This is a genomic window from Alistipes timonensis JC136 (assembly GCF_900107675.1).
Lineage (GTDB): Bacteria > Bacteroidota > Bacteroidia > Bacteroidales > Rikenellaceae > Alistipes > Alistipes timonensis.
On the sequence record NZ_FNRI01000003.1, the window covers coordinates 261749 to 288564 of the forward strand.

General features: G+C 60.4%; 22 protein-coding genes. 10 read left to right on the top strand and 12 right to left on the bottom strand.

All coding sequences use genetic code 11. The features are described from left to right. The first annotated feature begins 135 nt into the window (after positions 1 to 135). The 9 genes from BLU78_RS05575 to BLU78_RS05615 all read left to right on the top strand — a co-directional run bounded on the left by BLU78_RS05575 (position 136) and on the right by BLU78_RS05615 (position 8401). On the top strand, positions 136 to 1140 hold the full coding sequence (locus tag BLU78_RS05575; protein ID WP_010261687.1) for a hypothetical protein: 1005 nt from the start codon (positions 136 to 138) through the stop codon (positions 1138 to 1140). After that, on the top strand, positions 1131 to 3482 hold the full coding sequence (locus BLU78_RS05580) for a hypothetical protein (protein ID WP_010261690.1): 2352 nt from the start codon (positions 1131 to 1133) through the stop codon (positions 3480 to 3482). The genes BLU78_RS05575 and BLU78_RS05580 overlap by 10 nt, the downstream gene beginning before the upstream one ends. Beyond that, positions 3482 to 3748, top strand: a complete 267-nt coding sequence (locus tag BLU78_RS05585) for a hypothetical protein (protein WP_010261692.1) — start codon at positions 3482 to 3484, stop codon at positions 3746 to 3748. Before BLU78_RS05580 ends, BLU78_RS05585 begins: the two co-directional genes overlap by 1 nt. Further along, positions 3745 to 4617 carry a Clp protease ClpP gene (locus BLU78_RS05590; protein ID WP_010261695.1) on the top strand — a complete coding sequence of 291 codons (873 nt, stop codon included), beginning with the start codon at positions 3745 to 3747 and terminating at the stop codon, positions 4615 to 4617. The genes BLU78_RS05585 and BLU78_RS05590 overlap by 4 nt, the downstream gene beginning before the upstream one ends. A gap of 247 nt (positions 4618 to 4864) precedes the next feature. Further along, on the top strand, positions 4865 to 5842 hold the full coding sequence (locus BLU78_RS05595; RefSeq protein WP_010261698.1) for a hypothetical protein: 978 nt from the start codon (positions 4865 to 4867) through the stop codon (positions 5840 to 5842). A 68-nt stretch (positions 5843 to 5910) separates the two neighbouring features. Next, the gene (locus BLU78_RS05600; RefSeq protein WP_010261701.1) at positions 5911 to 7137 is read left to right on the top strand and encodes a phage portal family protein; all 1227 of its coding nucleotides are present in this window, start codon (positions 5911 to 5913) and stop codon (positions 7135 to 7137) included. After that, positions 7134 to 7607 (top strand): DUF6712 family protein, encoded by a 474-nt coding sequence (locus BLU78_RS05605; RefSeq protein ID WP_010261702.1) that lies wholly within the window; start codon positions 7134 to 7136, stop codon positions 7605 to 7607. Before BLU78_RS05600 ends, BLU78_RS05605 begins: the two co-directional genes overlap by 4 nt. Next, positions 7582 to 8007, top strand: a complete 426-nt coding sequence (locus BLU78_RS05610) for a phage holin family protein (protein ID WP_010261704.1) — start codon at positions 7582 to 7584, stop codon at positions 8005 to 8007. The genes BLU78_RS05605 and BLU78_RS05610 overlap by 26 nt, the downstream gene beginning before the upstream one ends. Then, positions 8000 to 8401, top strand: coding sequence for a hypothetical protein (locus BLU78_RS05615; RefSeq protein WP_010261706.1), 402 nt, complete (start codon positions 8000 to 8002; stop codon positions 8399 to 8401). Before BLU78_RS05610 ends, BLU78_RS05615 begins: the two co-directional genes overlap by 8 nt. A 48-nt stretch (positions 8402 to 8449) precedes the next feature. On the opposite strand, the gene BLU78_RS05620 is transcribed toward BLU78_RS05615, so the two are convergent. The 12 genes from BLU78_RS05620 to BLU78_RS05675 all read right to left on the bottom strand — a co-directional run bounded on the left by BLU78_RS05620 (position 8450) and on the right by BLU78_RS05675 (position 25745). Next, on the bottom strand, positions 8450 to 9628 hold the full coding sequence (locus BLU78_RS05620; protein WP_010261709.1) for a DUF5009 domain-containing protein: 1179 nt from the start codon (positions 9626 to 9628) through the stop codon (positions 8450 to 8452). Between the two features lie 12 nt (positions 9629 to 9640). Then, positions 9641 to 10690 carry a glycosyl hydrolase family 18 protein gene (locus BLU78_RS05625; protein WP_010261711.1) on the bottom strand — a complete coding sequence of 350 codons (1050 nt, stop codon included), beginning with the start codon at positions 10688 to 10690 and terminating at the stop codon, positions 9641 to 9643. Positions 10691 to 10700: 10 nt separating this feature from the next. Next, positions 10701 to 12089, bottom strand: coding sequence for a PKD domain-containing protein (locus tag BLU78_RS05630; protein ID WP_010261712.1), 1389 nt, complete (start codon positions 12087 to 12089; stop codon positions 10701 to 10703). A gap of 33 nt (positions 12090 to 12122) precedes the next feature. Beyond that, on the bottom strand, positions 12123 to 13724 hold the full coding sequence (locus tag BLU78_RS05635) for a beta-N-acetylhexosaminidase (protein ID WP_010261713.1): 1602 nt from the start codon (positions 13722 to 13724) through the stop codon (positions 12123 to 12125). A gap of 1 nt (position 13725) precedes the next feature. After that, positions 13726 to 15282: a family 20 glycosylhydrolase gene (locus BLU78_RS05640; protein WP_010261716.1), complete on the bottom strand. Its 1557-nt coding sequence runs from the start codon at positions 15280 to 15282 to the stop codon at positions 13726 to 13728. A gap of 10 nt (positions 15283 to 15292) precedes the next feature. Next, the gene (locus BLU78_RS05645; protein ID WP_010261718.1) at positions 15293 to 16441 is read right to left on the bottom strand and encodes an acyltransferase family protein; all 1149 of its coding nucleotides are present in this window, start codon (positions 16439 to 16441) and stop codon (positions 15293 to 15295) included. Positions 16442 to 16505: 64 nt separating this feature from the next. Next, positions 16506 to 16856, bottom strand: a complete 351-nt coding sequence (locus BLU78_RS05650; RefSeq protein WP_010261719.1) for a PKD-like domain-containing protein — start codon at positions 16854 to 16856, stop codon at positions 16506 to 16508. A 27-nt stretch (positions 16857 to 16883) separates the two neighbouring features. Continuing rightward, on the bottom strand, positions 16884 to 18752 hold the full coding sequence (locus BLU78_RS05655) for a SusD/RagB family nutrient-binding outer membrane lipoprotein (protein WP_074712030.1): 1869 nt from the start codon (positions 18750 to 18752) through the stop codon (positions 16884 to 16886). Between the two features lie 14 nt (positions 18753 to 18766). Further along, the gene (locus BLU78_RS05660; protein WP_231290791.1) at positions 18767 to 21943 is read right to left on the bottom strand and encodes a SusC/RagA family TonB-linked outer membrane protein; all 3177 of its coding nucleotides are present in this window, start codon (positions 21941 to 21943) and stop codon (positions 18767 to 18769) included. Positions 21944 to 22013: 70 nt separating this feature from the next. Beyond that, entirely contained in the window at positions 22014 to 22973 is a 960-nt protein-coding gene (locus tag BLU78_RS05665; protein WP_010261726.1) for a family 20 glycosylhydrolase, read from the bottom strand. A gap of 254 nt (positions 22974 to 23227) precedes the next feature. Continuing rightward, a complete protein-coding gene (nagA, locus tag BLU78_RS05670) occupies positions 23228 to 24397 on the bottom strand; it encodes an N-acetylglucosamine-6-phosphate deacetylase (protein WP_010261727.1) in 1170 nt (389 codons plus the stop codon). A gap of 4 nt (positions 24398 to 24401) precedes the next feature. Further along, on the bottom strand, positions 24402 to 25745 hold the full coding sequence (locus tag BLU78_RS05675) for an MFS transporter (RefSeq protein WP_229096338.1): 1344 nt from the start codon (positions 25743 to 25745) through the stop codon (positions 24402 to 24404). Between the two features lie 273 nt (positions 25746 to 26018). Between BLU78_RS05675 and BLU78_RS05680 the strand changes: the two genes are divergently transcribed. Continuing rightward, positions 26019 to 26795: a 6-phosphogluconolactonase gene (locus BLU78_RS05680; RefSeq protein WP_010261732.1), complete on the top strand. Its 777-nt coding sequence runs from the start codon at positions 26019 to 26021 to the stop codon at positions 26793 to 26795. The last annotated feature ends 21 nt before the right edge of the window (positions 26796 to 26816 follow it).

Consider the following 26816-nt stretch of genomic DNA (forward strand, 5'->3'; position numbering starts at 1 on the left):
CAGCATTTTGCGCATCAACACCCGATCCCCGCCACCGCTCTTTCTGAGACCGGTCTTTCGGATGAACATTGAGCAAGGCGGCACAAAGCGCGCACGAAAATCGCCTTTATTTTCCCATTTCCTAAAAATCCCATTATGCAATTCACACAAATTCCCCAACAGTATGCCCCGCTCGGCGGAAAGCTCCGCTACGCCGTCGGGCAGGCGGCGGCCGGGAACATCGACATCCGCATCGTCGATGCCGCGGCCGGGATCGCGGACGCGGCCGGACCGGTCGGCGACGGAAGCGCCCTGCTGGGTGCGAAGCGGTTCGCAGCGGTGACTGAGGCCGGATTCGACATCGCACCCTACCTGCGCCGCCGCGTGCAATTCGTCCCCGCAACGGGCGGCACAGGGTTTCACGCCGCAGCGGGCCGGACGGTCACGGCCCTCGTCGAAGCGGCGATGACGGGCGGAGCCGTCGAAGCCGTCTCCCCGGCACGCACGTTCCGGCCCGGCGCCGGGAGCGCCGAAGCGCCTTGTCTGCTGACCTCGATGCCCCTCAGCCGCCTGATTCCCGATGGGACGTGCGACGAACTGACGCTGTTGACCGACGGGCCCTGCACCGTGACGGTGACCGCGCTGGCCGGGGACACCACCTCCGCCGAAAGTTACCGTGCGGCGGAGGCCGGACTCCACCTTTTCCGCCTCGACCTGCGCGATTTCCCCGATGCGGAGTCGCTGACGGTGGATGCCGGGGCGTGCGGCACGGTAGCTTACGCCGTAATCCCGGCCCGGCAGGAGGCCGTGCGGCTCGCCTGGCGCAGTCGGGCGGGATCGGTCGAGCACTACTCCTTTCCCGTGGTGCAGACGGCGGTCGTCCGGAGCGTCCGGCAGCAGGCATACGGTCCCGACGGACGCACGGCAGCGACGGCAGAGACGGACCGCGAGACGGTGCTCGTATCGGCCTACGAGGGCCGGCAGGTATTGGAGGCTCTTGCAGAACTGACGGCGGCACCCGAGGTCTGGATCGCCGACGGCGACAGCTACACCCCGGTGGACATTGCCACCGATGAAGCCATCGTACAGCGTCACGGCACGCTGAGCTGTCTGGAGATCGCCGTTCGTCCCAAACGCAAAACCCGCACGTCATGGAACTGACGATCGACGGACAGCCCTGCGACCTGGGCACGAAAGCCATCGCCGTACCCGGTTACAACGCCGCGAAACTGGCCGGTCCGGAGGCCTGCCGCGAGGGGCGGTCGCTGAAAGTCACGATCCCGGCAACGCCCCGCAACGACGCCGTGGCGGCCTTTGCCGGGGACCCCCATGCCGCCGGGCGGTTCAACGAAACGCTCCACACGGCGGAGCTGACGGCAGAGGGTTCAACGCTGATCGGCGGAACGGTGCGGCTGCTGGCCTCGTCGGAGGCGGGTTACACGCTCGAAATCCGCGACGGCGGCGCCGGATGGGCAGAGAACGCCGCCCGCAGGATGTTTTCCGCCCTGGGCGTGGCGTGGCAGGGGGAACTGACGCCGACGACGGTCTTCGAAAGCTGGACGAATGCGTCGCCCGTGAAGTTCTTCCCCATTCACCGCGACGAATACGAACAGCAAAACAGTTCGCAGGACTTGCTTCCCGCCGAAAGGCTCCTCTCGGTGGACGACTACCATCCCTTTCTGCACATCGCCACCCTCGTCGGGCAGCTCTTTTCCGAAGCGGGTTACAGCGTGAAGAGCCGTTTTCTGGAATCGGCGTTTTTCCGCTCGCTCTACATGAGCGGGGCCTACTCCTCGCGCGACACCACGGCGGCGGCCAACCGCATGGGCTTCGCGGCCCGGAGGCTGGCCCCGGCAACGGCGACGGCCAACGAGCTGGGACGGGTCACGGCCAATCCCAAGGCGATAGCCAACACGGTGGGCAACATCGTCGACACGGCCACGCCGCAGAGCGTCGATACGGACGGCCAAGCCGTCAGCGGACTCTACAACAACGGCAACTGCTTCTCGACGGACAACGGCAAGATCGTCTTCACGCCGCCCACGGAGGTCAACGTCGGATTCGAGTACTACCTGAAATACACCACCTCGCACCGCATCGTCTCCCGCACCCGTCTCAAAGGCTTCGACACGATCTATCTCGGGCCGGGATCGGAATTCCGGTTCGAACTGGCCAACCGTTACAGGGACCTCCGCGACGCGATCGTGCCGAACTTCACCTACCGGGCGCTGGTCTTCGACCACGTCGCAGGGTCGCAGTATCGCCTCGTCTACGTCCGCAACGGCACGGCAGGCACGGTGTGGACCGATTTCGCGGCCCGCTCGGCGCAGGTCACGACCCCGGCTTCGGGGACCGTAGCCCAACCGGCGCTGCTGGTCCGGAGCGGCTCGCAATGGGCGCCCTATGCCGGGGACTGGGCGCTCTACAACGGCTATGTCGACGAGACGGGCGAAACGACCGTCGAGGTGCGGCTCCGCACAGTCGCCGAGAGCGTTTCGCCGCAGTCACCCAAGTATTTCAACCTGATCTATTTCACGGGAGCCGAGGAGGGGATGAAGCTGACGCTGCACAAAGAGTGCGCGCTGCGCCCGCGCTTCCTTTCGGGACCCGGATTCGGGTCGCGGATCATCTTCGCCGACGTGGCGCAGCACCGCATCCGGCAGGCGGAACTGCTCGAAGCATTGGCGCATCTCTTCAACCTGCGGTTCTACACCGAGGAGGCGACCCGGACGGTGTGGATCGAACCCGAAGGGGAGTTCTTCGGGGCGGGTCCCGAGGCGGACTGGAGCCGCAGGACGGATTTCTCGCAGCCGGTCGAACGGCGGGAGATCGTTCCGGAAGTTCACGAAGTGCGGACATGGCGCTATCAGGACGGCGACGGGGCCGTGACACGTTTCGACGCCGGAGAGGAGTCGCCGCTGGGGGCGTGGAGTTTCGACACCGGGTCTTATGCCGCGTTGCAGGGCGAAAAGGTCGTGCGCAACCCGCTGTTCGCCCCCTCGCTCAGCACGGCCGGGCACTACCTCAACGCTCCGTCGGCGCTGATCCTCCGGGTCGGCGACCGCGACGACGCGGAGGAGGAGGGCACCAACTTCACGCCCCGCATCGTCCGCTATGCCGGAATGCGTCCGCTCCCCGCGGGCGAACGGTGGGGCTACCCTTCGGGGCAGGCCGAGTATCCGTTAGCGGCGTTCCACCTCGCCGGGGACGAGGGGTTCACGCTCTGTTTCGAGGACCGCGACGGGCAGGCGGGACTGCACCGCTACTACGACCGCCAGGTACGCCGGGAGGCCGCCCGCGAACGCATCACCCTCTCGCTGCGGCTCGCACCCCACGAGTTCGAAGCGCTCTTCACGCCCGGCACGGGAGCCCCGGACATCCGTTCGGTCTTCCGCATCGACACCGGGGCGGGCGTGGTCCGGGCCACACTCCATGCCGTCGGCGACTACGATCCCGAAAAGGCCTCGGTGCGCTGCACGTTCAACCGGCTGACGGAGGACTGATGACACGTCACGACGAAATGCTGGCCGAAACGGCGCTCCGCGAGGTCAGGGGGCTCGGGACGGCGGAGGCCGTGCAGCGGTTGTTCGAATTGGGACTCATCAGCCGCCGGGGGTGCGAACGGCAGGCCATCCGTAACGAGGTATGGCGTCTCGAAGGGGAGGGGGTGCCCCGCTGCGAGGCGCTGGAAGCAGCGGCCGGAAAATACTGCTGTTCCTACGAAAAGGCGCGCAACGCGTTTTACACCAATTACAAAAACAAATCATGAAATCGAAAATCCAAATCAACAATTCAGCCGAGGTCTGCCAAATCGACATCGAAGGGACCATCGGCATCCCCGAGGAGTGGCAGTTCGACGACCCCGAAGCGCGGGTGGCGACCTACGAACGCTTCCGCAGCGCCCTGCGGGGCATCGCGGAGATCGAAAGCCCGGAGGTCGTGGTCAACATTCGCTCGACGGGCGGCGACGTGAACGACGCACTGCTGATCCACGACGCCCTGCGGCAGCTTCCGGCACGCATCACCACCCGTTGCTACGGTTACACGGCCTCGGCCGCGACGATCATCGCGCAGGCGGCGTCGGAGGGATGCCGCGAAATTTCAGCCAACGCCCTCTACCTGATTCACACGGCGGTCTGCGCGACCGAGGGCAATGCCGCGGAGATCGCCGGAAAACTCGACCTCCTGCACCAGACCGACGGGCGCATCGCCTCGGTCTACGCCGCCCGTTCGGGACGCCCGGCCGCGGAGTTCGAGGCCCTGATGGCCGAGAACAACGGCAACGGCCGCTGGCTTTCGCCCGAAGAGGCCGTCGCGGCAGGGCTCGCCGACAAGGTGGTCGAAGCGGCGGAACGGTCCACCCCCTCGCTGGCGAAGAACATCGCCCGGGGCTGGGAGCGTCTGCTCGCCGGCATCGGCCTGCGGCCCGGGGCGGGAGAGCCCGCCGACCGCAACGTCCTCCATTTCGGCGAGGAGGTGCGGGCCCTGCAACGGCGTTCATCCGTCGCGGCGGACGAGGCCCGGCAGCGCGTCGGGGCAACCGTCACGCAGCCCCGCGAGGACCCCTCGTACGGCGACACGGTCCGCTCGGCCAACGAGCGCGCCTATGCCGAAGATGCGAAGCGTATGCGCTTATAAAGCGCATACGCAATTAAAAATGAAAAATTAAGAATTAAAAATTGCCGAAGGGAAAGCCTCCCTTTTCAACGTTGCGATTAAGCGAGGGCAGAAAATGCATGCATTTTCTGCCGAGCGAAAGCAACGAAAAGGAACTTAAAGGGAGGTTTGGAGGGATTGTCGACATAAAATGGAGGTCAGGCAACACCCTTCCTCGACGGCACCACAAAACAACCCAATTCATCAACAATTCAAAAACATTTCAACCATGACCTATCTCGAAAATTCGAAACAGTACACCGGCACCGAACTCGAAAACATCTTCTTCCGCCCGATGCTGACCGGAGAGTCGGCCCAGGAACTCGGCGTGCGCGTACTCTACAACATGCCCCAGCCCACGCACATCCAGCTCTGGGACGGACAGCGCAACATCCTCCAGAAATTCACCTCCGCAGGCTGGACGGGAGGCGCCCCGGCGGCCAAAAAGGAGAAGACCGTCAACCTCAGCCGCGTGAAGGCCGAATTGGGATTCTCCGCCGCAGATTACTTCTCGATGGTCTACGAAAAGATCACGGCGCTGGCCAACGTCAACATGGACGACCTTTCGGGCACCGATCTCGAACAGGCCGAAACGGCACTATTCAGGCAGGCCCTCGCGGAGAACATCCGCGCCACGATGTGGATCGGCAACACGGCCGGAGCATCGGGCTACAACACCTTCGACGGCTTTCTGAAGTCGATCACGACCCAAGTCAGCGACGAGGCCATCTACAATTTCACCTACCAGGAGTCGTCGCTCGCCGACCCGGCCTACGCCGTGGAACTGTTCGACAAGCTGTGGAACAAGTCCGACCTGCGCATCCAGGACCTCAAAGCCGACGGCCAGCTGGCATTCTTCGTCACCTCGGACCTCTGCCACCTCTACGAGAAATACCTCGACTCGAAGGGCGCCGACGCCGCCTACACCGACACCGTGAACGGCCGCCGGACACTCGCCTACCACGGAATTCCGGTCATCGACCTCCGACTGGGCGGCTACCTCGCGGAAACCTCCTACCACCAGTCGTTCGGCATGCTCACCGACCGCCGCAACCTCGTGCTGGCGGTCAACACAGCCGACATGCCCGGCAACGAGGTGCGCATGTGGTACAACCCCGACGAGATGGAGAACCGCCAGCGCGCGGTCTTCATGGCCGGAAGCCAGATCCTCGACGCATCCCTGATCACCTACGCCTACAAACAGTAATCCGACCCGGGGCCGCGCACCCGCAGGGAAATCCCTGCGGGCCGCGGCCTCCAAACCCGAAAAACGCCATGAGCAAAGCGAAAAAAATCAAAACCGCCGTGGGGGTAGCCAACCGCACCGACCCCTACTTCGCGCTGGGAACGGCGCGGGTCGAGAGCGACAAATTCTGGCGCTGGGGCGACGACAACCTCTTCCCGGCGGCGCTGGCCCTGATGGCCCGCCGTTCGACGACCCACCGACGCATCATCAACGACAAGGCCGACTACATCTCGGGCAAAGGGTTCACCTGCGATGAGGCCCGGGAACCGCTGCTGGCGGCGTTCGTCCGCCGCGTGAACGGCAGCGGCGAGAGCCTGAGGCAGGTACTCAACAAACTGGCCTTCGACAAGTCGCTGTTCGGCAACGCCTTCCTCGAAATAGTCACCGACGAGGAGCACTCCTTCCTGTCGTTCTATCATCAGGACGCTTCGCGCTGCCGCGTGGCCCGCGACTCGGAACACATCCTGCTCCATCACGACTGGGCGGCGTTCAAACCCGCCGAAGCGCGGTCGCTGCCCCTCTATCCGCAGTTCGAGCGGCAGGAAGACGGCTCCCTGCGGTCGATCGTCCACTACAAAGATTACGAACCGATGTTCGAACACTACGGCGTGCCGCCCTACATCGCGGGCTTCAGCGTCTCGGCCATCGCCTGGAAGACCGACCGCTGGAACATCTCGCGGCTGGACAACTCGTTCCAGCTGTCGGGCGTGATGATGCTCGACTCGTCGGCGGACAACGAGGCCGAAGCCGAACGCATCGTGCGCCTTGCCGAGCAGAAATTCGCCGGAAATCCCGGGCAGGTGATGTTCGTCATCCGCGACGGGGGCGAGGACGACCATTCGCGCTTCATCCCCATCACGGCGCAGAACGAAGGCGACTGGCAGGCGTTGCACGAACAGGCCGTCGGGGACATCGTCGTAGCCCACTCGTGGTTCCGGACCCTGAGCGGCCTGGATTATGCCGCGGGGTTCAGTGCCGAACGCATTCTCCACGAATACGAGGTGGCGCTGAACACGGTGATCCTGGCCGAGCAGGCCGAACTCACCGAGCCGATCCGCACCGTCATCGCCTCGGTGCTGGGACTCGACACGGCGTCGCTGCAAATCGTCAACCGGCCGCCGACGCGTTCGAAACCCATCTACATGAAAGTCTGGGAGGCCCGCAAGGCCGACGGCCTCGACTACGACCCGGAGGACCCGAAACAACAGGCCTTCCTCTCGGAAATCACCAAATACAATATCAAAAGCATCGAATGAAAACCCTCATCACACCCCTGCAAGTCCTGCGCCTTGCCTTCGGCGACGGAGAACAGCTGCCGCCGGAGACCGTCGCCGAAACCGACATCGCCGGGGCCGAACAGCGCCACATCGTCCCGGTCGTCGGGCGGGCGCTTTACGAAAAACTCCTCGCAGGCTCCTATCCCGACTTCCGCAACGAATACCTCGCGGCCCCGGCGGCCCTGTTCACCCGCCTCGCCATTCAGCCGCGGCTCGACGTCCGCACCGGACAATGCGGCACGTCGGCCCCAAAATCCGCCTGGGGCCAGCCTGCCGGCGAAACGGCACTCCGCGCCCTGCGGCAAGGTCTGCGGACGCAGGCCCGGACGCTGCTGCGCCGCGCCGCGGAGCACCTTCGCGCACACCGGGACGAATTTCCGGAATACGACCCCGAAAACGACATCCTCAACCGCTGTACGACCGATGGAGGCTTTGTTCAGATTCGTTAGCGGCACGGCGGCGGGGATCGCCGCCCTGTTCGCCCCGATCGGGCCGCTGGTAGCGACCACCATGATCTTCATCGGCGTCGACTTCCTCTCGGGCGTGGCCGCCGACCGCGCCGCGGCCCGCCGCGAGGGCCGTGCGTGGTACTTCGAAAGCTGCAAAGCCTGGCACACGGTGGTCAAACTCACGCTGGCGGTCACGGCGATTTCGATGGCGTGGCTGATCGACAGCTGCGTGCTGGATTTCATGCAGCTGAACGTGGCGAAGCTCCTCACGGGATTCACCTGCGGGGTGGAGCTGTGGTCGTTCCTCGAGAACGCCGCACAGCTCTCCGACGCCCCGCTGTTCCGCTGGCTGCGCCGCTACGTCCACCGCCGCATCCGGAAGGAGGCAGGCGATGAGTAGGGGACTTGCCAACAACAACCCCGGGAACATCCGCCGGTCGAAAGTACGCTACAAAGGCGAGGTGCAGCCCTCACGCGATCCGTCCTTCAAACAGTTCGAATCGCCGGCGTGGGGTTACCGGGCGGTCTTCATGCTGCTGCACACCTACCGGGTGCGGCACGGACTGCGAACCATCCGGGAGATGATCTCGCGCTGGGCCCCGCCCTCGGAGAACCACACCGAAGCCTACATCCGCGCCGTGGCGGCAGACACGGGCATCGGCCCCGACGAGGCGCTGGACACGCTCGACCCGGCGACGATGGTTCCCGTCGCGGCGGCCATCTCCCGCGTGGAGAACGGCACGGTCGCCAACCCGGACGAAATAAGGCGCGGCTGGGAGCTGTTCACGACATAAAAAGAGGCTGTCTCAATAAGACAGCCTTTTTTACGTTGCCCGGCAGGATCAGACTTTGAGCCTCACCCCTCCGCGGCCCAACAGCCAGACGGTCCAAATGAGCAACAGCGCGTAGAGGAACGAATTGACAAGTCCCGGAATCCCGACCGAAAATTCGGGACGAAGCAGCGGATCGGAAAAGATCAGGTTCTTCAACGGATTCCACGCATAAGCCACCACGTAGCACGACAGCGCTGCCGTACCGGCCGGCTTTACCCACGCGAACCAACGGGCATGTCCCCGCACATCGGTCAGATAATAAAGCAGGGCGAAGAGCGGAAAGAAGATCGCGCAGCAGTAGAAATACCAGGTCGGCGTGGCGGCGAGTTTGGAGACGATCCAGAAGCGGTGGGCGACAAGGCCCGCAGCGAGCATGCCCACACCGACGGACAGGGCGATCCGATAGAAACGCCCCGGAGCCCGGACATCGGCATAGCGTTCGACAAGCAACGAAAGCAAGACGCCCGTACTGCCGAAAGCGAAGATCGTCAACTGGTTGGGCAGGATGTTCCCGGGAACCAGTCCCGACGCCTGCAACAAGGCTCCCGCCACAAGCAGGACTGTGACAACGACATGCGCCGCCAGACGTTTGCCGACCGCCAGAAATACCAGTGTACAAAAAAGATAGGTCCATCCGATCCGTCCCAAAATGCCCCACCACCGAATGGCGAACCCCGAACCGTCGCTGCCCCGGAAGATAACCGCCAGCCAGATCAGCAGCGCCGCTCCCGAGAATTGCAGCAGCAGGATGCCCCGCTTTTTCCAGACACTCTCAGTCCGCGGGTAGACATTCCACACCAGGAAGAACCCCAAAACCATGAGCATCGCATAGTTCCCGCGGGAAAGGCCTGTTCCGGCGGCCGAAAAGGCGTCTCCGAAATTGACCGTCAGCAGCCCCATGACCACCAGGGCGAAGGTTCGCGTGAAAACATGCCACACGATCTTCACCGTCGAATCGCCTTTGGCGCGGCGGCTGCCGACCGCCAGCGGCACGGAGGCTCCCATGATAAAGAGAAACGCCGGAAAGATCGTATCCGAAAAACCCAGCATATCTTCACCGCGGGCCGCATGCTGCAACCAGTGCGGAACATCGCTCAGACTCCAAAAAGAGTTCACCCACAGCATGAAAAACATCGTCAGCCCGCGAAAGACGTCGATAGAGGCTATTCTGTTACGTTGTTCGGTCATGGCTCCGGAGATTCACTTTATATCGGCAACGCTTTTGATAGCCCGCAGCAGCGACAGCGAACTGTCGTAGGCCACATCCTGCGAAAGTTCCCAGATCGTAAGCCCCGCATAGCCGTTGTCCAGCACGTACTGCGTCTTCTCCTTCATCAGATCGACACCGTTGAAAGCATAGCCGCCGTAGGAGTTCGAAGAAGCCGTAATCGCACCGCCCGCCATGGCACAGAGCGTATTGTAAGGCTGCGTTATGACCGGCGACACGCTTTTGTCGCCCCCGTAGAACGGTACGCCGACGATAATTTTCGAATTGGGAACACCTGCGGCCGCATAGCCCGCAAGCGACTCTTTCAACACACGCATCGGCGCATGGGGATAACCCTCCTCCTCGGTACCGTAGGTATCGTAGATCATCACGTTGATATGATCGACGTAATCGGCGATACGGCCGCCCATCGACTGGCCGCGCGTGCTGGAAGAGAGCGCCGCCGTCAACTGCCGGACTTTCGTGCCGACGGGAAGTTCGGCCATCCGCGCCCGGATCTGCTGTAACAGATCGACCATATCGTCCTCGGGGACATGCAGGAACGGTTCCGACGACCAGTCCGTCTCCCAATCGACGTCGATGCCGTCGAAACCGCGGGCATGCGCGTACTCCACGACCGCCCTGGCGAAAGCCGCCCGTTTCGCCGGATCGGTCCCCATGCGGTACATGTTACCCGCCGTGGCACCGCCGCCCACGACCAGAAACGCCTCCTGCGAAGAGGTCATGGCCGCACGGACCGTGTTCTGCTGCCGTTCGCGTTCGGGATTGACGTACCACACGCCCTGTGCGTCGGGCGATATGCCGAAACAATAAACCCGCGTGGGATATTTCAGATAGGGATAATCGGCCGGCGACGCCGACGAAATGCGCCCGGCGTTGGAGTAACCGGCGACGATACACCGGGAGACGGACGGCTTCGGCCCGTCATGTCCCTCATCGGAAGAGGAAGAACACGAAGAGCAGGAAGCGAGCGACACCAACGTCAGCGGGAACAGGAAATACGAAAAAAAGGCATTTTTCATAATCGGATGCTTATTTCAGAAATTCGAAATCGTCATAGTAAAGGATGCGGTCGTTATTCTCTGCCGGAGCATTGGACCCGTCGAAATTCGACATCGGACGGAAATCGAGCGTCACAACGCCGTCGAGATTCTCCTTGCCGTAGGTCTCCGGAAGATCGTAGACGAGCACGTTCCATTCGTCGGTCCGAACGATCTGCCGCCACTCGTCCTCGGTCGTGTAACGCTGTCCGTTGAGTGTCGTGGGACGACGGTTGATGCCCTGATCGAGCAACTGCATGTAAGGCACATAGGAGTTCGTCCCGATCCAGACCTTCACTCGGACCGCGCTGTACGAAGCGAGATCGGACATCCCCGACAGGTCGAGCCAGAAACGGCCCGAAGTCGGATTGCTGGACGAAGACATATCGCTTTTGAGCACTTTCGCACTGCCGTTGACCGCCGTGACATGGGGATTCTCCGCAACGGAAATCGACTTGTTCTGATCGACCAGCACCGAAGGAAGCGCCGCAGCCTCCTCCAAATCCTCGACCGAATGGCTGACAAGCAGCGACCAGGTCTTCTCGACACGCTCCTGTTTGGCGTTCACGCCCGTATAGGAGATCGAGAAAGTTCCCAGCTCGGAGAACACCCGGCGGAACTCCGCATCGGACGAAACGACCGCGCCGTCTACCTTCCATTCGTGTACGAGCCCCTCGGCACCGCCTTTTACCGAAGTCGAGATCACCACCTCGTCGCCGCGATGGCGGTCGACTGCCCCCGGCACGGGAGAGAATTCGATCGTCAGCGGCAGTTCGACCTCGGCCACCTGGACTGTCCAGCTCTTCGCGGCGGTCATCCGATAGGCGTTGACTCCCGCATAGGCGAGCGTGAAGGTCCCCGGCTCCATGAACGTATGGATGAAATCGGCCGTTTCGGAAACGACCGTGCCGTCGATACTCCAAGAGTGTTTCACCTCCTTATCGCCGCCCACCACTGTTGCCGAAATACGCACCTCATCGCCCTGATCGCAGGAAACCGTATTCCCGGAGTCGGAAAATTCCACTTTCAGCGGAATCCCGTTGACTTTCACCTTATAGACTTTCGCAATACGGCCTCCGTCGTTGTACACTTCGCAGCGCACGGTATAAAGTCCCACCTGGGTGAATGCGTAGGTCATCGTCGGCGCCGAAGCGGCCGCCACTCCGTTCACATACCAGATGCAGCTGGCTTCCTCGTCGTTTTCGACGACGGCTTCAAACGTGATCTCCTCCTCCACATCCACCTCCATTTCGGCATCCGTCACGGGGAACGAAACGACGGGCGGCGCCACCGTCTCCGTCTTGTCATCGCTGCAACTTCCGAGCACGGCGAAGATTCCGAGCAGCAGCACCCACAGCGCTCTTTTCAATACATGTTTCATAGTAGGTAAATTTTACAAGATAGGTTTCAGGTTTCAATTTTGAATGAAAATATGCTTCGCATAGTTGAATCCGCACAGATCGTAGATCCTGCGCAACGACTGCATGCGCCGCACGAAATCGTCGTAGTCCTTGCGATCATACGACCATCCGTTCTCGGCCATTGCGGCCATGCGCGGCAGCACCATGTACTCGACATGCGGCATGGAGGAGATGTACTCCGTCCAGAGGTTGGCCTGCACGCCCAGAATCGCCTTGCGCTCCCCGGCGTCGAGCTGGTCGTAGGGGTCGTATCCATACACCTTGGAAACGGGGACATAGCCGCCGATGGCAAAAGGTTCGCGCTCCGTATCCTGCGACTGGTAGTAGTCGAAATAGCTGAACTTCGAGGGCACCATGATGACCTTGTTGCCCCGCTTGGCGGCCTCGATCCCCGCCTGCGGACTTTTCCACGACATCACGGTCGCCGTCGGCGAAACGCCCCCTTCGAGAATCTCCTCCCAGCCGATGATCCTGCGGCCCCGGCTATTGACGAAGCGTTCGATACGCTTCATGAAATAGCTTTGCAGCTCGTGTTCGTCTTCGAGCCCCTCTTCGGCGATCCGTTTCTGACAAACCGGACACTCCTTCCAGCGCGTTTTCGGGCACTCGTCACCGCCTATGTGAATATACTCCGAAGGGAAAAGCGCGATCACCTCGTCGAGCACGCCCTCCATGAACTCAAAGACCCGGTCGTTCCCGGCGCAGAAAACGTCGTCGAAGACGCCCCATGTCGGCGACACGGCATACCCCTCTCCGCGGCATCCCAATCCGGGATAGGCGGCCAGCGCGGCCAGCGCGTGTCCCGGCATCTCGATCTCGGGAATGACATCGATGTAGCGGTCGGCGGCATAACGGAGCACTTCGCGCACGTCGTCCGCCGTGTAGAACATCCCCTTGCCGTAGGGCTTGCCGTCGTATTCCTTGCTTGTCCGGGCATGCCCGACGACAGTCTGAGCGCGCACGGTGCCGATCTCGGTAAGCCGCGGGTATCTCTCGATCGCCAGCCGCCACCCCTGGTCGTCGGTCAGATGCCAATGAAACGTATTGACCTTGTGCAGCGAAAGGATGTCGAGATAGCGTTTCACCTCCTCCACGGTGCGGAAATGGCGGCAAACGTCGAGCATCATGCCCCGGTAGGAGAAAAACGGTTTGTCCTCGATCCGAAGCGCGGGGATCGTCGTTTCCTCCTCTCCGGCGCAGCAGGCGGCGATCTGTCGCAGGGTTTGCATGGCATGAAACGCCCCGCGGGGCGATCCGGCCGTGAGGTCGATGCGCTGTCCGGAGACCTCGACGCGATACTCCTCCGCGGCAAGTTTCCGGTCGAGAGCGATGTTGACGGCGCCTTTCTTCGCCTTCCCGCAAACCACGTCGGGTTCGAAGGAGACGATCTGTTCGAGCTGACCGGCGAAAATCCGGGCGGCAGGGAGCAGTTCGGAGACTGCGACCCGCAGTGCGAGCGGTTCCGAAAGACGGAACTCCTCGCTGTCCGAGACCTCCATGAAGAGCGGCCGGGGGACGACGTCAATCTGCTTTGCGGCAGTGCCGCCAACGGCCGCCAACAGAACGGCAGCGGTTGTAAGAATGGTTTTCTTCATCTTATCGGGTGTTGTTTGTCAGTCGTTCGTAAAGCAATTTCATCTTCACCGAACGCATGGTGTTCATATACTCTATTTCACGCGCTTTGAGATAGCCGCCGTTGAGCCGTGCAAAACGACGGTCCAGCGTGCGCGTTTCGGCGAGCAGCGTTTTCAGCCCGGACATCAGCTCCGGAATCCCGGAGCGGTCGAACGAAGCGGACTGGTAACGCGCCTCGACCGCCTTGAAACGCAGGTAATTGATCCGGATATCGAGCATCAGCAGATAGTGCGCCGCCTCTTCCGCCCCTTTGCGGGGTTTCAGCCGCGCCAGTTCGTCACGCATCCGCACGCATTCGTCGATCACCTCATGCAAATCGCGCCCGGAGGCGTCCTTCGCTCCGGAATCCGAGACCGTCACGGTCTCCTGCGGCATTGAGAAATAGCGCCACAGCACACCGGCTCCCGCATCGTCGAGCCCCAGTTCCGTCCGGGCATACCGCCGCACGAACGCTTCCGGTTCGAACGGCGCATCCGTCACGAAAGCCTCGCAGCAGGCCGCTTCGAGAATCCGGAACGCCGACATCGGGTAAACCAGCCGCACAGGCTGCATCGAAAGAATTTCGTACCCGTTGTCGAACCAATAGCCGTAGGTGCCGCTCGTGGACCACGACGTTTCGATCATGCCTCCGTAATCGTGCTCCCGCGCATATTCGACGAAAACAGCCAGGTTGTCGAAATGTTTTTTCCACTGCGTCAGGTAGATGTTGTCCGGTCCGGAACGCAATGCCGGAGCCCCCCACAGTTTCACGCCGCGGGAGAAGAGATTGGCCAATTTGCCGAAACGGTCCGGCTCCCAGCCGTAGTTCCAATCCACGAAGATCAGGTCGTCGGGCAACTCGTCGAGCGCTTCGGGGTATTTGAGGATGATGTCGGCCCAGATAACGGGTGTCTTGCCCAGACGGTGCACGATGTCGCACATCGCCTTGACATAGTCCACGAACAGCCGCGATTTCCCCTCCCGGTCAGCCACGGCACGACAATTCCCGCATAGACCGAGCAGATAGGTTTCGTCGGCGCCGATGTGGAAATATTTCGACGGATGGAGCGACGCCACCTCGGCGAACAGTTCCGAAAAGCAGGCCGTCGCCTCCGCAATTTTCAACGGACAGACCTGCGAAGGGTCTTTGGGGTCCTCCCGCAGGGCGCGGTAACGCTCGTGTTGCAGGATGTATTCGCAGTGCCCGAAGCAATTCTGCAAGGGAATGACCTCGACGCCCCGCCCGCTGCAATAATCGACAAACGAGATCACCTCCTCCCGGGTAAAGGCGGAGGCATTCGACAGCGTGGCATGCTTATCGAAGGGGAAAGCGGCCTCCCACTCCATGACGAGCGTGTTGATCCCCTGTTCGGAAATCCGATCGACAAGGCGTTTCATGGCGTCGAGCGTCATCACCTCGGTACGGAAATCGAGGTGGAAGGCCCGGATAGGAAAATCCCCGGTCCGGGCAGCACAGGTTACGATGCCCGTCAAAAGCGTCAGCAAGGCTGCGGCAATATTCAAAAAACGGTATTTCATGGCAGCGTTTTCAGATTTTGATGTAAATTTTCCGCCGGTACAACACCAATCCGAGGCTCCAAACCAGCAAAATGAAGCACAACGAATAGACCAGCGACCCCGAAGCGTCGCCGAACAACGGGTCGATCAGCGTCGTATAGAACCAGCTCTTAATTGAAAGGGCGCCCAACGTAACCGACAGGACCCAAGCAGCGACATAGAGGAACAACGGGTTGACACCGAATACCCGGAAAAACCCGGTCCACCGCACCTGTTTGTGCAGGTCAATCACCCAGCACAGCAGCCCCAGCAGCAGCGATGCGAACCCCGAGGTGGCCAGTGCGAACGAACTGCTCCAGATCTTTTTGTTGAGCGGATCGCCGTATTGCAGCAACAGCCCCGTAAAGAACAGCGCCGTTCCGAATGCGAACAGACGGCCGAAACGCATCGGGGCATCCTCGTTCGCAAGCAGTATCCGCCCGGCGGCGCATCCCAGTAGGAACTGCGCGATCCGCGGCAGGGTGCTCAACAGCCCCTCCGGCTCGAAAGCCAGCCGCGAGCCGTCCGGCAGCCACTCCCTGTAAAGATGGCTCTCGCCCAAAACAGCCCGGTCCACCACCGCGATGATGTTGTCGGCCGAAAGCGAATAGCCGTTACCCGTTTGAAGCAGCACCAGATAGAGGATCAGCAACCCTCCGGCGGCAACGATCAGATGCCGGAAACGCAGACAGAGCAACGCCGCGGAGCCGAACAGATAAACCAATGCCAATCCCTGCAACACTCCCATAATCCGGAACGTCCGGAACGGAAAAACCGTCTCGAACCAAGTCGCATCGGCAGACGTCTGCCCGGAGAGGAAATTCGCCGTGCCGTAACCGAAATAGCTGATCTCCTGCAACAGCAGCCCCACGCCGAAAATGACCGCACTGCGGCGCAGAATCCGGGAAAAAGCCTCCCGGCCGGCGCCCTCGTACCGTTTCGAGAGGGAAAAGAAGGCCGACACCCCCATGATGAAGACGAAAAACGGATAGATCAGGTCCGTCGGCGTCATGCCGTGCCAAAACGCATGCTGCAACGGCGCATAGGCCTTGCCCCATACGGCGGGGTTGTTTACCAGAATCATGGCGGCGATCGTCATGCCGCGCATGACGTCGAGCGATAGCAGTCTTTCGGATTTCATCGTCTTTTCCATGAGTTGAAGAAAGTCCCGACGTCCGGATTCCCGGACATCGGGACGCAAAAGGTCAATTGGGAGCCGTTACGGAGAGCGTATAGCGCATCGAGATGGCCCGCGAGCCGCGAACGGCCTCGAAACGCAGGGCGAAGGTCCCCGGCTGGGAGAACGTATAGACCAGGTCTTTCGAATGGCCGATCGCCTGCTCGTCGAGCAGCCAGGTGCACTCGACCGAACCGTCGTTCGGAGAGACGATCAGACTCAGCTTAAACTCCTGGCCGACAACGGCCGTCAACGACTCGGCAGTCTGATCGTAAATGTAAAGTTCGTCGGCAGCGAAAGGCGGATTGCCTTCATCTTCGTTACAAGCGAGACATACGAGTCCAGCCAGCAAAAACAATATGTATTTCAGCATTTTCATAATCGTATCGTTTTTCGGGTTAAACACTTACTGCACATCCCACCATACCGGCACCGTCCAGTCGTCCGAACCGCCCATGCGGTCGACGGCCTCCTGCCAGTTCGCGGCGTTCTTGCTCTGCTCCTCAATCGGGTAGGTCAGACGCAGCGGACGCTGGCCGTTCGACTGGTTCTCGGAGGGATAACGGTTGTACCATTTGCAGTAGGCCGTAGGCATGCCGTCCGTACGGCGCAGATTCGACCACGCCTCGATGGGGTCCATGAAGTGAAGAATCCAGATCTGCTTGTTGATCTCTTCGAGCGCCCGGGTGCCGCCCGCCGCCACCTCCGGGAGCAGGTAGGTCGTCATATAATCCCGGATTTCCTCATCCGAAGGCATGTCGGCGGCACTCACCCCGAACAGCGAGAACTGCTTCACGGCCGCTTCGTAGCCCTTGGCAAAACGAGACTCGGCCGTCTCGGTGTCGATTCCCCAGCCGCGGACGGTCGTCTCGGCCAGCAGGAATTGCGTTTCGGCATAGCTCATGTGAATCCACGGGCTGTCCACGGCCATGATGGTCCGCGAAGGCGAAAGACGATACATGGCATGGGGCACCGTATAGCTGCCGATCGCACGTTTCAGTTCGGCGCGTTCGTCCTCGGTCATCCACGTTGCGGCATCGACCATAGCGGACGTAATGCCCTGAGCCCAGACACTACGGGTCTTCGCCGCACCCTGGTAACCGTTCTCTCCGGGTCCCTGGTTGCCGCCGCCGTAGGTGAAATCCTGAGCAGGCAGCGTGAGATAACCGCCGATGTTGATGTAACCGTCGGGAGTCGCGGCCAGATCGGCCGGCCCCTGATTGCCGGCGTATCCGGCATTGAACTTGCGCATCAGCTCGGTCACCTCGACCGCGTCGCCCCACGCGGGAAGCCCCGCTCCCGAGGTCGTCACATAAACTCCCGCTATGAGCAACAGACGCGGATCGAGCGCCAGATAACGCCGATAGGGAGGCGTCGTGTACTGCTGCGGGTCCATCGCACAGAGCGATTTGAAGAACTCGGTGGTCATCTTGTACTGCGTGATGCCGAGACCCGTATTGCCCGTCACCTGAAGAATGATGTCGGCATAGCCGTTGCCGGCCCCGAGCGTCTCGTAATCCTCGGCGTGTTTGACGGCCGCGATGTCGGCATTCGAGGTCATCACCCCTGCGGCGAACGCCTCGCGGGCCTTCTGCTGAGCCACATCGGGCTTCACCTTGATCAGGCGCATCGCCACGCGCAGTTTGAGCGAAGCGGCGAAACGCTTCCACTTCTCCACGTCGCCCCCGAAATAGCAATCCGTCGAAGGCGACGACTTCGAAGCGTCGAACTGCGCGAGGGCACCGTCCAAACGCTCGAAGAAATCATTGTAAATAGCCTCCTGCCGATCGTATTTGGGCGAGAAGATCGACTGGTAATAGCCCTGTCCTCCTTCGAAATAGGGAACGTCACCGTAGCAGTCGGTCAGTTTGAGGAAGGTCTCCACACGCAGCACCTTGGCGATCGCGCTGTAATTGACCAGTTCGGGATCGTTGTCGGCGATATTTTCGAGCGCCACGATATTCTTCACAGCCTCGGGATAGAACAGGTCTTGCCACAGACGGGCGAAGTAACCGTTGTTGCGAATACCCTTGCCGCCGTATTCGACATTTCCCCACGAGCCGCTCCAATGGTTGACCCATTCGCCGGGATAAGTGAAGAAGCGCGCCGCATTCTGACGGCCCATCGAGTGAGACATCTGGATGGTCGGAACCAGCAGCGAAGGATCGATGCTTCCGTTGGCTTTCGTCGGGTTGACATTCAGTTCGGTCAGGTCGCTGCAACCGCCGGCAACGGCCGCAAGCGCCGACAAGAGATATAATGATAGCTTTTTCATGGTCGCAAGATCGTTTAGAATTTAACTTTGATGCCGAAACCGAAGGTTCTTCTCGAAGGCAGCGAACCGTATTCGAAACCCTGACCGTTTCCGTTATAGTAGGACGATTCGGGGTCGATGTTCTTCACGTTCGTATAGAGAATGCACAGGTTGCGGGCAAAAGCCGTCAACTGAACGCCGGCAATAGGCGTCTTGCGCAGCCAGCGCCTCGGGAAGTCGAACGAAAACGCCAGTTCACGGAACTTGACATACGAAGCGTCGATGATGAACGGTTCGGGCGACACGTCCTGGAACGACTGCCAATAGGACTGCGGGTTGACATAGATGTCGTTCTCTGCGTAGATCGGATTGCCTTCGGGATCCTTGCCGACAACCTTCACGCCATCGACCAGATAACCGCCCGTGGCTTTCCAGTCGGCGGGAGAGCCGGCGGCGCGTTTGGCCTGTTCGGAGCGGTACCAGGCGTCGCGCCCTTTGAGCGTCTCCTTCGCGGTACCGTTGTAATAGGACTGCATCATCGACATCGAATACATGTCGGCGCCGAACTTGGCATCGAACAGCAGACGCAGGTTCAGGTTTTTCCAGGTGAAGTTGTGCGACCAGCCGAGCGTATGGGCGTAGGTGCCCTTGCCGAGCACCGAAACGTTGGTGTCGAAGGTCGGCAGGCCCTTTTCATCCACGATCACGCGGCCGTCGGGCGTGCGCTTCTGCGCCTGACCCACGATCACGCCGTAAGGCTGATTCTCCATGGCATAAATGTAGGCATTGGCCCAGCGTGCCGCCGTCAGCTCATACGACGGGACGTCGGGATGCAGCGAAAGCACCTTGTTGTCGTTGGTGGCATAGGTGAAGGTCGTCTCCCATTGGAACGACTTGATTTTCAAAGGAACGCCCGTCACAGCCAGTTCGATGCCACGGTTGCGGATCTCGCCGGCGTTGATCAGCGCCCGCGTAAAGCTCGAACTCGAAGAGATCGGCAGGCTCATGATCTGATTCTTGGTCGTCTGCTGGTAGAGCGTCAGGTCGAGACTCAGCCGGCTCTGGAAGAAACGGACGTCGAGACCGACCTCCATCGAGTAACTGGCCGTGGGTTTCAAATCATAATAGGGAATCACGGTGCTGGCAACCTCGCCCAGCGATTGTCCGTTGAGTTTGAACCCCTTCGTTCCGAAATCGAGATAAAGCTGATAAGGGTCCGTATCGCCGCCGACATTGGCCCACGAAGCACGCAGTTTGCCGAACGAGAACCAGTCGCCGTGCTTGAAAAGGCTCGAAAAGATCAGGCTGCCCGAAACCGACGGATACCAGTAGGAACGGTTCTCCGGGCAGAGCGTCGAAGAGACATCGTTGCGGATCGTGGCGTCGAGATAGGCCAACCCCTTGTAACCGAGACTTACGGAACCGAACATCGAACGCACCTCTTTCTTATAGAGACCGTGCGTCGTATTGATCCGCTCGAAGGCATTGATGTCGTCCACGCCCGGCATCACCTGTTTGAGACCCTCGGTGGTGAACTGTTCGTTCTTGTTCCGCCAGAGGCTCGCGCCGACGAAAGCGTTGATGTCGAAATCGCCGTATTTCTTCGCAAAGGTCAGCGTCGCTTCGAGGTTCGTCTGCGTGACGTTCATGACACGTTCATTGATGGCGCCCTCGACCTGCCGCGGCGTCGAAATGGGCGAGAAAGTCGTAGCCCGGAAATTGTAGGTATCCAGTCCGCCGCGCCCCGCCAGTTTCAGCCACGGGGTAATGTCCCACGAAATACGCGCATTGCCCATCAACCGCGAACGGCTCGACTCGTTGCGCATCTCGTTGATGACCCAATAGGGATTGAAGCGGTAGTCGCTGCCGTTCCACTGGTAGTAATTGCCGTTCGCGTCCTTGTAGGAGTCGGCCAGCCAGTTCTGATCGAAGTTCGGGGCGATGCCGATCAGCGCGTTGCCGATGTTGCTGGCGTTGTCGGTCAGCGCCGGACGGTTCTTCACGTCTTCGTAGATATACGACGCCGAAGCATCGGCCGAGATCGTCTTGCCCAGTTTCGTCGTGCCGCGCATGGTGATGTTCGTGCGGTTGAATTCCGACTTGGGAACGATATCCTTGTTGCGCATGTCGGTCACGGCGAAGCGGAACGAGGTCTTTTCGGTCGCGTTGGAGAGCGACACCGAGTTCTGGGCCGTGAAACCCGTATCGAAGAACGACAGCACGTTGTTGTTCACGTTGCCATAGGGCTTCCACTCGCCATTGTAGATCTGGATCATGATATTGGGATCGAGCTTGCCGCCCCAGGCGACCTGTGTCGTGCCGCGGCCGTCGGAATCGGTGAGGGGAATAACGCCGTTGCGCCCCTGTCCGTAAACGCGCTGGTAATCGTCGAACTTCGACAGCAACGTCGTGAAGCTGATGTTCGACGACACTTCGATGCCGAGCGATTCCTTTCGCGCCGAACCGGATTTGGTGGTGATCATCACCACGCCGTTCGAGGCCATCGAACCGTAAAGCGCCGAAGCCGACGGGCCTTTCAGAATCGTGACGTTCTCGATGTCCTCGGGATTGATCGACGACATGACGTCGCCGAAGTCGAAGCCCGAACCGCCCCACTTGCCGTCGGCGCCCTGCAGCTGCGAGTTGTCAACCGGCATGCCGTCGACGACGTAAAGCGGCAGGTTCGAACCCGAAAGCTGGGAATTACCGCGGATCAGCACGCGCGACGATCCCGTCGGGCCGGCCGTCGTCGTCGAAATATCGACTCCGGCGACCTTTCCGATCATCGCCTGCATGATGTTCGACTCGCGTCCGGCCGTCAGGTCCTCCTTGCCCACCGACGACACGGCGTAACCCAATGCCTTGGCTTCGCGCTTGATACCCAGGGCCGTGACTACGACTTCACCCACGGAAACGGCCTCCTCCTTGAGTACGATTTCGAGACGGGTTTTGCCGCCGACGGGAACCGACTGTGTCGCCATACCGATGAACGAAACCTGCAAGGTGGCGTTCTTGTCGGATATGTTCAGCGTGAACCGACCTTTCGAATCAGTCGTCGCGCCGCGGCTCGTCCCCTCCTGGATGACCGTGGCTCCGACAATCGGCTGCTTCGCCTCATTCGTCACGACACCCGTAACGGTAACATTTTGCTGAGCCACTGCCGCGGAGCAGCAGAGGACCGACAGGAGCAGCACGGATAAAATCCGCGTCAATCCGCCGCAAATCTGTAATTGTAATGGTCTTAGCATATCATTTATATTAAGTTAGTAAGGTTGCCTTTCATCACTGCCCGAATGCGGGAGCCTTCTCCTCCCCGGCGTGCGGAAGGATTCCGCCGCCGTCTTCGGAGAACTGCCGGAAATAGGATTTGAGGAAACGGTAGTTCCGGGCCGCACAAAATTCCTTGTCCGAACCGTTGTGGTACTCGTCCATAAACTGCCCGAATCCCGACCATACGGTCTGCATGTAGCCTTTGAAACGCTCCGACATGTATTTCGAAGAGTGCCTGCGGAAACGGAGCATGTCGTCGAGCTGCATCCGCGTGACGCCGGGACGCTCCCAGCCGCAGGTAACGACATCGAAACCTTTGATGGCGAAATAGACGGCCGACTGTTCGGCGTCGCGGTAGTGCCAGTCGCACATCATCACGCTGCGGTCGATCCGGTCGATCGCGCGGTGGGTGTTGCCGATGCTGGCCGACCACTCGCCGTAGCCGCTCGCATCGCGCCGACCGTCGATCAGCCGGTCGGCCCACATCCAGAGGCGCACCCCTTTCCGCCGCAGGTGGGCGGCAATCCGGTTCACCTCCCCGGCGAAGACCTCAGCAGGGTCCAACCCTCCGCAGCGCGGACAATCCGTATCGGCCAAATCGAACACCTCGTCGAGTCCGGCATGGAAATCCGTCGCTCCGAAAGCCTCCACGACTTCGTCCACACAGTCGAACACGACGTCATGCACTTCGGGATGATTCGGACAATAACTCTTGCAATAGAGACGATCCGGATTGGGCCAGACGTAATTTTCGGGAAGTTTCACCCGCGGCTTTTCATCGAACTGCGGGTAAACCTGCAACAACTTGCCCGCCGTGCCGTGCCACGACTGATGGCCCAGCAGATTGATCAGCGGCACGAGCCTGATGCCTTTCTCACGACACAATGCGGCCAGCCGGCCGGCCAGCGAACGGTTCCAGCCGTCGGGATCGGCCAGCTCGGGGCGCGATTCGAAATCATAGGCCCAGTTCACCCGGACGACCAGCGTATTGATTCCTGCAGGAACCAGATCGTTCTCTACGAAATCGAAGAACGTATCAGCTTGTTTTACAGATGGAAGCGCAACAGAAAAAGCCCGAATCGGAAAACCGTTATCGAGCACAGAAATATCGACAAAAACAGAATCGGCCGGCCGGGGGGGGGTAATCCCCTCCCTGTTCGCAGCAGTCGCCAGGATACAGCCCGCAGACAGCAGAACGGTCAAAGTATGAATCGGTCTCATCATAACTAAAAACGGGTTTCGCCGGCTATCACGACACGTTGAATTCCGATATTATCGTCGAAAATCAGAATATCGGCATCTTTTCCGGCTTCGAGCGAGCCTTTCCGGTCGTCGATGCGCATCACGCGGGCCGGAGTCGCCGTCATCATCTTCACGGCCTCGGGCACCGGCACTTCGGCCAGCCGGTGCATGGTCCTCACACAGCGGTCCGCCGTTGCGACGCTACCGGCGAAGGCGCTCCGGTCGGCCAGCTTGGCCACACCGTCCTCGACCACGACCTCCATACCCGAATTCCGGGCCCCGAGCACATAACGGCCCTCGGGCATTCCGGCGGCACGCATCGAATCGGTGATAAGCACCGTCCGGTCAGCCCCTTTGAGCTTATAGACCAGCCGAAGCAGGCTTTCGGGCAGGTGCACGCCGTCAGTGATGATCTCGACCGTCATGTCGTCCAGCCAATAGGCGGCCTCGACGATCCCGGCATACCGGAAAGCATTGCGGCGGACGACCGACGAGGTGCAGGAATAGAGATGCGTCACATGCGTATAACCGTTACGGAACGCCTCGACCGTCTCCTCGAACAGCGCATCGGAATGGGCGATCGACGCCAAAATCCCCTTTGCGCGCAGCACCCGTCCCAGTTCGAGCGCACCGTCGAGCTCGGGAGCCAGCGACATCCGGCGAATATCGTCGCTGGCGGCGAGGATCGCATCGTACTCCTCGGGGCGCGGATCGCGCAGGTAGCGCGGATCTTGTGCGCCGCGTTGGTTGTAGGCGAAATAGGGGCCTTCGAGATGCAGCCCGGGCATGTCCGCCCCTTTCGTATTGAGCGGTTGCGCACGGCGGAACACCTCGAACGTCTCGAACAGGTTCTCGTTCGTGCTGGCCAGCGTTGTCGGAAAGATCGTCGTGGCGCCGTGACGCGCCGACATCTCCGCCGCACCCAGATAGGCTTCGACCGTGCAGTCCATAAAATCGTGACCGCCGGCGCCGTGCGTATGAATATCTATGAATCCGGGGGAGACCCAATCGCCGCCGGCATCGGTAACCAGTCCGGCATCCCCCTTATAGTCACCTTCGCCGACAGCCGTGATCACACCGCCGTCCCACTCCACATAGCCCCGGCCCGCTGTCGCGGGACCGATGATCCGTCCGTTTACAATCGCCTGTTTCATCGTTCTATCTTTTTTCCGCACCGCGGCGGGTCCAATATTCCAGTCTGTATCCCCTCAACGCATAATACAATAAAAAGACGAAACAGGGAATCATCAGCCAATAAGCCGATTGAGCGTCACCCAAACGGGTTGCCTCACCGGCGTAGACAAGCGGGAAAACCCCGCTCGAAGCCAGCGCCATGACCAGCCACGCCGAGCCGAGACTCGTGTGGCGTCCCAGACCGCGGATCGCCAGCGGCCAGATGCCGGAATAAAGAAATGCGTTGGGAACACCCATCAGAATCAGAATCCACATCGCATTGTGGGTCTCCACACCGAAAAACGAGGTCTGTCCGCCGACGCACACCGCCGCCACCGAAGCCGCCAGGTTCAGCAGCGACGCGATCCGCAGGGCGGTGAGCTGCGAAACGACACGCGGAATGAGCACCGTCCCCAATGCAAAGCCGACAAAGGTCGAAAAAAGAATCATCGGCGGCAGCAGCTTGGCCTGGGCGATATCGGTCCCGAGCGATACGGACGATGTGACCAGCGTGTTGATGCAAAGCGCCTGGGTGCCGAGGTGGCACACCATCGCCACCACGCCGAGAACCAGATAAGGATAGCTGAAGATGCTCCGGCCCGCCCCTTCTCCGGAAGCGGAATCACTCTTTCCACCCGCAATGTCGGGCAGCGGCGAACGGCGGACATACAGGCCGAACGCGATCAATACGAAAGCCAGAATCAGATAGGGTACGATCACACGGCGCACCATCCCGTCGAGGACCATCTCCCGGGGCAGCCCGCCGATAAGCTCCGCCCCGGACTCGGCCTGCTCGAAAAGCGCCGCATCGCCCGGACGGATGATGACGTAGCCCAGCAGCAGCGGGGCGATGATCCCGGCCAGCTTGTTGCAAACGCCCATGACGCTCATCCGTTTGGCCGCTGCCTCGATCGGCCCGATCACCGTCACGAAGGGATTTCCCGCGGTCTGCAGGACGGCCAGTCCGATCCCGAGCAGAAACAGCCCGGTGAGAAAAAGTGCGTAACAACGGGTCAGCGCGGCGGGAACGAAGCACAAGGCTCCGAGCGCCATCACGAACAACCCATAGCTGATGCCCCGTTTATAACCGACCGCATCGAGCATCATCGACGAGGGGATAGCCATGACCAGATAGGCGATATAGAAGACGAACCCCACCAGATAAGCCTGCGCCAGCGACAATTCGCATGTCACCTTAAAATAAGGGATCAACACGGAATTGACCCAGGAGATCATTCCGAAGAAGAAGAAAAGCGTTCCCATGATTGTCATGGAAACATAGTATTGCCGTCGGGAGTCCATGTCGTGCGAAGTTCGGTCAGGTTTCATTCGGTCAGTATTCTCTTCAAATCAGTCCGTGCGTCAATTCGTGTTCGAACACGGATTATCCAGCCGTAAAGGTAGTGAAAAAATAATACCATGCAACAATTCAATGAAAAAATATATAACAAAAAGTTCCGGACCGAAAATGTATGGGCATATATACTCCTTGTTATCAATAAATTATAAAATTGTTCCGAATTTATTTTGGAAAACGAAGCAAAATCCATATTTTTGTGCTCGAACACGGTTATTAATTTATCACGCCTATAATCAACAACCATGGATGGACTCATAAAAGAATTCCACATCGACAAATTACACGTCTCGATCTACAAAACCCGCCGACAGATGGGAATGGCAGCCTCGGCGCACTACCTGCAACGACTGGAAACCATCCTCGCCGGCCAGCCCGCAGCCCGAGCCGTATTCGCAGCGGCGCATTCGCAGGATGAATTCCTGGAAGGGCTGACCGAAGCCGAAGACGCCGTATTCAACCGGATCGAAGCGTTCCATATGGACGAATACATCGGGCTGCCGGCCGATGCGCCGCAGCGTTTCGGCACGTTCCTGTCCCGTGCGATCTTCGACCGGAAGCCTTTTCGCAAGGTCCATCTGATGAACTCCGGCGCCGGAGACGGACGTCAGGAATGCCACCGTTACAGCGAACTGCTCCGGTATGCACCACTGGACATCGTGTCGCTCGGAATCGGGGAGAACGGACACATCGCCTTCAATGACCCGCACGAAGCCCGTTTCGACGATCCCGAAACGGTGAAGATCACCACGCTCGACGAACCGTGCCGGCAGCAGCAGGTCCACGACGGCGAATTCGCCGACATATCGCTCGTTCCGCACCAAGCGATGACGCTGACCATCCCCGCACTGATGTCGTGCCGCTGCGCGGTAGGCATCGTACCGCTCGACCGCAAGGCGAAAGCCGTGTACGACGCGCTTTACGGCCCCATTTCGGAGAAATGTCCGGCTTCGATCCTCCGCACCCACGACGACGCGGCGCTTTTCCTCGACGAAGGAGCGGCTTCGTTGCTGAGAATCTGAGCGGAATCCATTACCAATCGA